The organism is Acidobacteriota bacterium, from assembly GCA_034211275.1.
Classification (GTDB): domain Bacteria; phylum Acidobacteriota; class Thermoanaerobaculia; order Multivoradales; family JAHZIX01; genus JAGQSE01.
In genome coordinates, this window is the sequence record JAXHTF010000247.1 from 1 (window position 1) to 9,154 (window position 9,154).

General features: G+C 67.8%; 6 protein-coding genes. 3 read left to right on the forward strand and 3 right to left on the reverse strand.

Going from position 1 to position 9,154, the window contains the following annotated elements; translation table 11 throughout:
* The first annotated feature begins 89 nt into the window (after positions 1-89).
* The 3 genes from SX243_23630 to SX243_23640 all read left to right on the forward strand — a co-directional run bounded on the left by SX243_23630 (position 90) and on the right by SX243_23640 (position 4,856).
* Positions 90-1,463, forward strand: a complete 1,374-nt coding sequence (locus SX243_23630; GenBank protein MDY7095977.1) for a DEAD/DEAH box helicase family protein — start codon at positions 90-92, stop codon at positions 1,461-1,463.
* Positions 1,450-2,658: a DUF790 family protein gene (locus SX243_23635; GenBank protein ID MDY7095978.1), complete on the forward strand. Its 1,209-nt coding sequence runs from the start codon at positions 1,450-1,452 to the stop codon at positions 2,656-2,658. Before SX243_23630 ends, SX243_23635 begins: the two co-directional genes overlap by 14 nt.
* 74 nt (positions 2,659-2,732) lie before the next feature.
* Positions 2,733-4,856, forward strand: coding sequence for a tetratricopeptide repeat protein (locus SX243_23640; GenBank protein MDY7095979.1), 2,124 nt, complete (start codon positions 2,733-2,735; stop codon positions 4,854-4,856).
* A gap of 413 nt (positions 4,857-5,269) precedes the next feature.
* On the opposite strand, the gene hrpB is transcribed toward SX243_23640, so the two are convergent.
* The 3 genes from hrpB to SX243_23655 all read right to left on the reverse strand — a co-directional run.
* A complete protein-coding gene (gene hrpB / locus SX243_23645; protein ID MDY7095980.1) occupies positions 5,270-7,894 on the reverse strand; it encodes an ATP-dependent helicase HrpB in 2,625 nt (874 codons plus the stop codon).
* Between the two features lie 95 nt (positions 7,895-7,989).
* Entirely contained in the window at positions 7,990-8,388 is a 399-nt protein-coding gene (locus SX243_23650; protein MDY7095981.1) for a hypothetical protein, read from the reverse strand.
* Between the two features lie 379 nt (positions 8,389-8,767).
* A partial coding sequence (locus SX243_23655; GenBank protein ID MDY7095982.1) for a transketolase C-terminal domain-containing protein occupies positions 8,768-9,154 on the reverse strand: 387 nt, incomplete at its 5' end.

Consider the following 9,154-nt stretch of genomic DNA (forward strand, 5'->3'; position numbering starts at 1 on the left):
GGGGGGGGGGTGCCCCACCCCCGGCCGCCTCGCCCCATGGTCTCGTGTGGGGTGGCCCCCCCCCCACCAGTTTGCCTAGGCCACCACCGTTGATTCGCCTCTCCTTCGATCGTGGCACCCTGCTGGCGCAAACTGGCGGGGAGCAAGAATCCTCGGCTCTGGAGCCTCGGGGATTTCGCTGGGACAAACGAGTCGAGGCCTGGCGGGCGCCAGCGTGGCGCTATCGGGAGCTGATCCTGGCGCTGCGCAAGAGCGACCTGGAGCTCGAAGACAGCGCCCGGGCCTACGAGAAATTCGACGCCTTGCCTTCGCGCCTCCTGCGCGAGCCTTTTCCCCATCAACAAGAAGCGGTGGACGCCTGGTGGCAGGCCAAAGGCCAGGGCACGGTGGTGCTGCCCACGGGCTCCGGCAAGACCTATGTTGCCCAGCTGGTGATGGAGAAGGCGCGGTGCAGCACCCTGGTGGTGACGCCGACCCTCGACCTCATGCAGCAGTGGTACGGCGTCCTCGACACGAGCTACGACCGCACCATCGGTCTGCTGGGGGGCGGCTACCACGAGCTTGAGGACCTGACCGTCACCACCTATGACTCTGCCTACTTGCACATGGATCGCTTGGGGGACCGGTACGGGCTCCTGGTCTTCGACGAATGCCATCACCTGCCGGGACCGTCCTACGCTCTCGCCGCCGAGGCCTCCCTGGCGCCTTTTCGCCTGGGTCTCACCGCCACGCCGGAGCGAGAGGACGGGCTGCACTGGCGCTACGACGACCTCATCGGACCCGTCGTCTACCGCAAAGAGATCGACCAGCTGGCCGGGGAGTATTTGGCCCAATACGAGACGGTGCGGCTGCAGGTGCGCCTGTCGGAGGAGGAGCGGGAGGAATACGCCGCCGAGCGGGGCATTTACCGCGAGTTCGTCGAGGGCCACGGCCTGCGGCTGGGAGCGCCGGGGGGGTGGAATCGCTTCCTCATGCTTTCCTCCCAGAGCCAGGAGGGCCGCCGGGCCTTCCTCGCCTACCGCCGGCAGAAGAGCATCGCCGAGGCGTCGGACGGCAAGCTCCAGCTCCTCGAACGGCTGCTGCGCCGCCACCGGCACGATCGGGTACTGGTCTTCACCGCCGACAATGACACGGTCTATCGCATTTCTCAGCGGCTTTTGATCCCTGCCATCACCCACCAGACCAAGGTCAAGGAGCGGCACCACATCCTCCAGGCCTTCAACTCCGGCGAGTATCCCTTCTTGGTCACCTCCAAGGTGCTCAACGAGGGGGTGGACGTACCGGCGGCGAGCGTCGGAGTGGTGCTCTCCGGGAGCGGCAGCGTGCGCGAGCATGTCCAACGGCTGGGCCGCATCCTGCGCCGCGGCGAGGGCAAGGAGGCAGTGCTCTACGAGGTGGTGGCGGAAGATACGGCGGAGGAATTCGTCAGCAGCCGGCGGCGGAGGCACCGTGCTTACCAGTGACCTGGTGCGGGTGTCGGTGCGCAAGGGCCGGATCTACCCGCGCTACATCGACCCCGGGAACGAGGAATACCGCCGTCTGGCGAAGGAGCTGGTGGAGACCTTCCAGCGTCACCTGCAGCGGCCCAAGGGAGAGCTGGACCGGGATCTCAAGGAGCTGCTGGGCACTGGCACCGCCTTCCTGCTGCACCGCGGGCTGGCCAAGCTGCTCTTCGACCGCTGCGAGTTCGACACCCGGGCACCGCGGGATCCGGAGGAGCTGCGCCAGGCGGTGTTCTCCGCCGCCGCGGAGGCGTTCCGGAGTGGCGACGGCGGCGACTTGCTCTTCCGCCAGGACGTGCTGGAGCAGGTAGGGGCGGATCTGGCGCTCACTCCGGAGGAGCTGGAGCGAGGGCTCTACGCCGACCTCAAGGACCAGCAGGTGCTCCAGCGCTTCGAGGAGTGCAGCGGCGAATGGTTGCTGCACCGCTACAACACGGCCCTGGCCCAGGCGGTGCTGCTGCGGGCGCGGGAGCTGACGCTGGAGATCCGCGGCCAGACCCAGGCGCGCTATCGGGCCCTCTTCCGCAAGCTCAAATTCTTCCAGCTGCTGCACCGCATCCGCGCCACCGGCGGCGGCTACCGCATCACCCTCGACGGCCCGGCCTCTCTCTTCCAGTCGAGCACCCGCTACGGCCTCCAGATGGCCAGCTTCCTGCCGACCCTGACTCACTTCGATGGCTGGCAGTTGGAGGCGCAGCTGCTGTGGGGCAAAAAGCGGCTGGATCGCAGCTTCGAGCTGTCGTCGGAGCAGGGCCTCCAGCCCATCAGCCGCCTCACCGGTCAGTGGCGGCCGGAAGAGGTGAGCTGGCTGCCGGAGCAGTTCGAGAAGCTGAAGACGGAGTGGCAGGTTTCTACCGAGGCGGAGATCGTCGATCTCGGCGGCCAGGGGATCCTGGTGCCGGATTTCGTCTTCCACCACCCGCCGACGGGGCGCAAGGTGTGGATGGAGGTCTGCGGATTCTGGAATCGGGGATCGGTGAAGAGCCGTCTGGAGCTGCTGCGCCGTCACGGGCCGGAGAATGTGATCCTGGGGCTGTCGAAGTCCCTGGCTTCGGATCCCGAGGCGTTGGAGGACCTGCCGGCGGAGGTCTACGTGTTCCGCTCTGCTCCCATCGCTCGGGAGGTGCGGCGGATGCTGGAAGCCTGGGACGAGTAGCTGGGCTCTCGGGCCCCACATCCTCCCGGGCATCGGGTCGCAGAAGCGCCTCGCTAGGTTAAGATTTTCCTCGGATGATGATGACTTTCCGCCGCAAGCTTTCCCCGTTCCTCGTCGTGCTGGTAGCCGCCGTGCTGCTGGTGTTGGGGGTGGTGGCTCTGGAACGGGGCGCGGCGGAGGATCCGGCGGTATCGGCCGGCCCGTCGTCGGTGGAGGCCGTGGCTTCGAGCCCAGAAGGTTCGGTGGATCGCTCCGCGCAGACGGCGGCGGAGGGGAACCAGCTCCTTCCCGATGAGCCCCGCGCCCTGGGCCTCGCCGGCGGCTATGTCGACGATCAAACCTGCGCCCGCTGCCACGGGGACCTCTACCGCTCCTACCAGGCCGTGGGCATGGCCCAGGCGTTCTACCGCCCCGGGGCACGGGAGGCCATCGAGGATTTCGAGAACACCGGCTTCTATCACTCGCCGTCGCGGCGCCACTACGAGATCCGGCGCAGCGGCGACGAGTTGGTGATGCGCCGCTACCAGCTGGCGGAGGACGGCCAGCCCATCAACGAGTTGGAGCAGAAGGTCGATTGGATTTTGGGCTCGGGGCACACCTCCAGGAGCTATCTCTACCAGACGGAGTGGGGAGAGCTGTACCAGCTGCCGGTGGCCTGGTACACCCAATCCCAAAGCTGGGCCATGGCGCCGGGCTTTGACAATGAAGACCACCAAGGAACGCTGCGGCGCACCCGCCGGGAGTGCATGTTCTGCCACAACGGCTATCCGGACGTGGCGGCGGGCACGGACGACTACGGTGACCCCCAAACCTATCCCCACGAGCTGCCCCAGGGCCTGGGCTGCCAGCGCTGCCATGGGCCGGGCAAGGAGCATGTGGAAGCGGTGATCGCCGGTGAGGAGGACGCGGCGGTGCGCGCGGCGGTGCTGAACCCGAGCCGGCTGAGCCCGGGGCGCAGCCTGGAAGTCTGCCTGCAGTGCCATTTCCAGCCATCGGTGGCGCTCTCGGGGGTGCGGCGCTTCGGGCGGGGAGATTATTCGTATCGGCCGGGGGAGCCGCTGTCGGACTATGTCGCGCCGCTGGACGTGGTGGAGGATCGCCCGCAGGAGGAGCGCTTCGAGATCAATCATCATCCGTATCGGATGTTCCAGAGTCCCTGCTATCTGGAAACGATGGAGGCCGGCCAGCCGCAGCTCACCTGCCTGAGCTGCCACGATCCCCATCACAAGGTCCCCGCCGCCGGGCGAGCGGAGCATTACCGTCAGGCTTGCCTGAACTGCCATCAGGTGGAGCAATGCGGCGCGCAGGAGGCAGGAGGCCCGCGCCCGGCGGGGTCGGAGGACATCGCCCTGGACAATTGTGTCGGCTGCCACATGCCGCGGCGGCGGACGGAGGACGTGGTGGGCGTGGTGATGACGGATCACCGCATCGGTCTACCGCCACCGGATCTCGAGGCTTTGGTGGAACCGCTGGAGGAGCGCTCCCGGGTGGTCCATGGGATCGAGTTCGTGTTCCCGGAGGCGAAGGGCTCGGAAGCCGAGGCGGAGGTCTACCGGGCGGTGGCGATGGTGCGCGGGGGCAGCATGACCAGCCTGGGGCGGTTGGAGAAGGCTCTAGCAGCGGCCCAGACGACGGCGCCAGAGCCGTATCTGGACTTGGCTCAGGGGCAGCTGCAGGCGGGGCGGGTTGGGGATGCGGTGGCGACGCTGCAGAGGGTCGTCGACGCTCACCCGGAGCTCGCGGTGGCACATCTCCGCTTGGGGGTTGCCCTGGCGTCTGGCCGCAAGCTGGAGGCGGGGCGAGAGCACTTGCGTCGCTCGCTGGAGCTGGAGCCGGAGAGTCCGGAGGCGCTTTACAACTTGGGTAAGACGGAGATGGTGCAACAGCGCTTCCCGGCGGCGGAAGAGCTCTTCCGCCAGGCTCTCGATTTGCGGCCCAATCTGGTGGAGGCTCGCTTCGATTTGGGAGTGGCCCTGGCACTCCAGGGGCAGCTGGAGGCTTCTGCGGAGGAGTTCCGCAGGACTCTGGCGCTGGATCCCCGGCACGGAAAGGCCTATCTCAACCTGGGGCAGGCGCTCTTGCAGCTGGGGCGGGTTGAGGAAGCGCGGCGGTATTGGCGGCATGGGGTAGGTGAGGTCGAAGATCCCTCCTCGCTGAGGGACGCTCTCCAGAGGCTCGATGCTGCGGGTGCTCGCTGACGGGGTTGGGGTTCCCGACAGGAGATCCGCAAGCCCCCTCGACCCTGTGCGCGCCGCTCAAACGCTTCGCGCCCTTCGGGTTGGGTTCGCGACGTGCTCGGTTCGAGGGGGCTCGCGGATCAAGGGCGGGAAGGGCCGGTTCCCTTTTTCAGCTGACCTCGTCGTCGTACCTGTTCAAGGCTGTTGCTTCAGTCGCGTCGAGGACGTCAAAGTGGGCGAGCTGAGACAAGCACCAGTGTCACCCGACCATCAGCCCGGAGCCTGTTCGAGCCGAGCACGATGCGAACTCAACCCGAAGGGCTCGTAGCGCCCGCCAGGGCGCGAAGTGTTTGAGCAGCGCGCGCAGGATCGAACAGGCTCCGGGCTGCCCCGTCGGGTCTCGAGAAGCCCCAGCAGCGGGCAGGCCGAAAGGGCTAGGAACGTTTCCGCCGCGGCCGGTGCTCAGGCGTGGCGGTGAGGGGGTCTTCGGGCCAGGCGTGTTTGGGGTAGCGGCCGGCGAGCTCCTTGCGCACTTCCGGGTACGTGTTCTCCCAGAAGCTTGCCAGATCCTGGGTCACCTGCTGCGGGCGCTGGTTGGGGGCCAGGAGGTGCATCAGGACCGGCACGCGACCGCCGGCGACCTTGGGGGTTTCCCGCAAACCGAAAAGCTCCTGGATGCGCACCGCGAGGATGGGGGGCTTGCCTGGTTCATAGCGCAGGCGGATCTGGCTGCCGCTGGGGACCTTCCAGCGTTCCGGTGCTTCTCGCTTCAGAGCCTGCTGCTGGGGCGGCGTGAGCATGCCCTGGAGAAAATCCAGCAGCGGCGCCTTGCGCAGATCGTCGAAGGAGCGGCGGCCGACGCTGAGCACCGGGAGCAGCCTTGCCCAGGTTTCCCGACCAAAGACCGGCAGCTCCAACTCCGGCCGCCAGTGGCGGAGGCTCTCCACCCGCGCCAGAAAACTGGCCACTTCCGGATCGTCCAGCGCCAGCGCTGCCTCCGGCTGCTCCAACGCCGCCGCCGCCAAGACCTCCGCCGCCTGCTCCTCCGGCACCGGATGCTCCGTCTCCTCCACCACGAGATCCAAAAACCGCCGCCGCCGCCAGGCCACCACCCGCCGGCGTTGAGGATCGAACTCCGCCTCCACCGCCGTGCTCAGCAGCTCCTCCGGCAGCCAGTCCCGCTCCACCGCCGAGGCCTGGCGCACCCACGCCTCCGTGCGCTCGCCGCGGCGGCCGGCGTCCACGTCCAGGCAGAGGAAAAGCTCGGCTCCGCGCACCGAGCTGGAGGGGGCGAGGCGCACGCCGCGGCCACCGACCATCAAGCCCCGTACCTCGCTGCCGGATCCTCGCCCGCCCGCTTCCGCCGGTGGGTTGCCGGCTTCCCGCCGCCGCGCCAAGCGGTCCGGAAACGCCGCCAACAGGCAGCGGGAGAGGGCCTCGAAAGAATCTTCGTCGTCGGGAGCCTTGGGCTGGTTCCCTCCGTCAACCTGCCTCCGGGCGGCTCCGGCCAGCTGGCGTGCGGAGCGTAGGACGTGATGAGCCGTGCCTTCCTTGAGGCCGGCAGGGGCATGGCGGCGGTGGCGGAATTGTTCCAGCGCCTCCACCCGGTCTAGCAAATCCGACGAAGAATGCCCGCGACCTCCTTGCCAGCCACGCTCGAAGGGCAATCGCTCCGCCATCAGCGCGGCGGCCAGGGCGCCCCGGCGCAGACAGCCCCGATGCTGAGCTTCCACCAGCAGCCGAGCCAGCCGGGGTTGGGTGGGGATCTTTACCAGCGCCTGGCCCAGGGCGGTGGCGCCGCCGCGGGAGTCGAGGGCGCCCAGATGGCGGAGCAGCTCCTGAGCCTGCTCCAGCACCGGGGCGTCCGGCGCCTCAAACCAAGGGAACGCCGATGGGGCCGTTTCTCCCCAGGCGGCGAGTTGAAGCACCGCGCCGGCCAGATCGACCCGCCGCACCTCCGGCGTGTCCCAGGCCGGCAAGCCCCGTTGCTCGTGCTCGCTCCACAGCCGCAGGCAATACCCGGAGGCCTCGCGGCCGGCGCGGCCGGTGCGCTGGTCGGCGGAGGCGCGGCTGATGCGTCCCAGCTCCAGGCGGTTGAGGCCGCAGGCCGGGTCGTAGCGCAACGTGCGGGCCAATCCTGAGTCCACCACGCCGCGCACCCCCTCGACGGTCACGGAGCTCTCCGCCACGTTGGTGGCCAGCACCACCCGCGGGCGATCCTGGCGGCGCAGGGCGGCATCCTGCTTGCCGGAGGCCAGGTCGCCGTAGAGGGGGAGCACCGAGATTCCCTCGGCCCGGCTCCAGCCTTCCAGCATGGAGGCTACCCGGTGAATCTCGCCGACGCCGGGGAGGAAGACCAGCAAGTCTCCTCCGGCGGCTTCGAAGGCTTGGGGCACGGCTCGGGCCACGGTCTCGGCGGTGCGCCGGGGGTCCGTCGGCTGGGAGGTGCGTTCGGCGTCCTCTCGATAGGCGATCTCCACCGGATACCGGCGGCCTTCGCTTTCCAGGATCGGGCAATCCCCCAGATACTTCGCCACCGGCTGGGCTTCGAGGGTGGCGGACATCACCAGCAGGCGCAGCTCCGGCCGCGCTTCTTGCACCCGCCGGGCCATGGCGAGGGCTAGATCCGAGTCCAGCCGCCGCTCATGGAATTCGTCGAAGATCACCACGTCGACCCCGTCGAGGAAAGGGTCGGCTTGGAGCATGCGCAGCAGCACGCCCTCGGTGACCACGAGGATGCGGGTGCGCGGGCCCCAGCGGCGATCGAAGCGGACCTGGTAACCGATCTCCTCCCCCACGTCGACGCCCCACTCCGCCGCGATGCGCCGGGCGGCGGCGCGAGCGGCGATGCGCCGGGGCTCGAGCATGATCACGCGGCCGGCTTGCGCGACCCCGAGGGCCAGCAGGGCCGGGGGCACGCGGGTGGTTTTGCCGGCACCGGTCTCCGCTCGCAGCACTGCCGCGGGGTGCTCGCGCAGGGTTGCTGCCAGCTCCGGCAGCAAGGGGTCGATGGGTAAGGGAGGCCGGGGGGCGGGGGGTGTCGGAGGGCGAGAGCTCATGGTGCGACCCGCGGTCTCGAAGAGAGATCGCCGGTGGCCCCTAAGCTACGTGCCCCGGAAGAGCTCCGCAAGGGGGGCGGATGGAGCAGAGGGAATCAGCGAGGCGGGTTGGCGGAAACGGTCTTGAGCTTGGCCGCCGACTCCAGATACGGGGCTGCGGGCATCAGACCTTGCTTCCAGCACTGGCGCAGGACGCCGCGGAGGGAGTTGAGAAAGCGATTGATCATCTGGGGAGAATAAGGCTCGCCGTCGGTCTCGGAGGTCCACTCTCCGTTGACCAGACGCTCCCGCAGTTGGACCACTTCTTCCGGTTCGAGCTCCCACCAAGGCGCGTTGACGCCGTCATAGCTACGACTGCCCCCGCGCGGTCCCTTGGGCCACTCGATCTCGGCGGCCATCAGGTCCAAGACCTCGCGGGCGGTTCGTTCTTTGCGGGCCGACAATCCGCTCAAATACTCTTCAACTGGGTTGGGTTCCACGACTTCCATGCTCACCTCGGTCGTTCCGTAAACAGTAGCTTCCCTAGCCTCAACGACAAGGCCAGGACCGTACTTCGCTCAGTAAATCAACGAATATGAAGAAAAGAATTGAAAAGCTTACAGCTGGGCGGCACAGCCAGCCTCAGCCGCCCACGGATTGTACAACTAAAATCCATTGTCGCCAAGCGCGATCCAAAGGTCGCGACATGTCGCCAGATCTTGCGTACAAGGGTGCCCAAATGCACCGATGGCGGTTAGAAGGCAAGGCGTTGGCTCGAGGAGCCAATCAGCTTGCGGTAGACATTGAACCGCGCTCTCGCCGTGTAGGCATCTACCGCGCCCGGTCAATCCCTGAGGGCCGGACTACAATTCATCGTCCGAAAGCCGACGATACTCAGAAATCGAGTAGCCGCTGACTTTCTGCGACAACTTTATCACTTGTCGGAAGAAGTTCCTTCTCTAAGCTCTTGACGAAGGGGGCTGGGAAGTCCGGATAGGTTAGGCGTCGTACCGGCGCGTCGAGCCAGGGGAAGGCGGCGTCGGCGATGCGGGCGGCCACTTCGGCGCCGAAACCGCCGGTGAGGGGAGCTTCGTGGACCACCAGGGCTCGGTGGGTGCGCCGGACCGACTCCACCACCGTCGCTTCGTCGAAGGGCACCAGGGTTCTCAGGTCGACCACCTCGGCTTCGACTCCTTGCTCCGCCAGCCGCTCGGCGGCCTCCATGCAGGTCCAGGTGGAAGAGCCGTAACCCACCAGGGTCAAATCGCTGCCCGGGCGCAG

What these genes read in the sequence shown, in the direction of transcription:
- SX243_23640 (MDY7095979.1), top strand. Translation starts at nt 2,733, where the DNA reads ATGATGATGACTTTCCGCCGCAAGCTTTCCCCGTTCCTCGTCGTGCTG.
- hrpB (MDY7095980.1), bottom strand. Translation starts at nt 7,894, where the DNA reads ATGAGCTCTCGCCCTCCGACACCCCCCGCCCCCCGGCCTCCCTTACCC.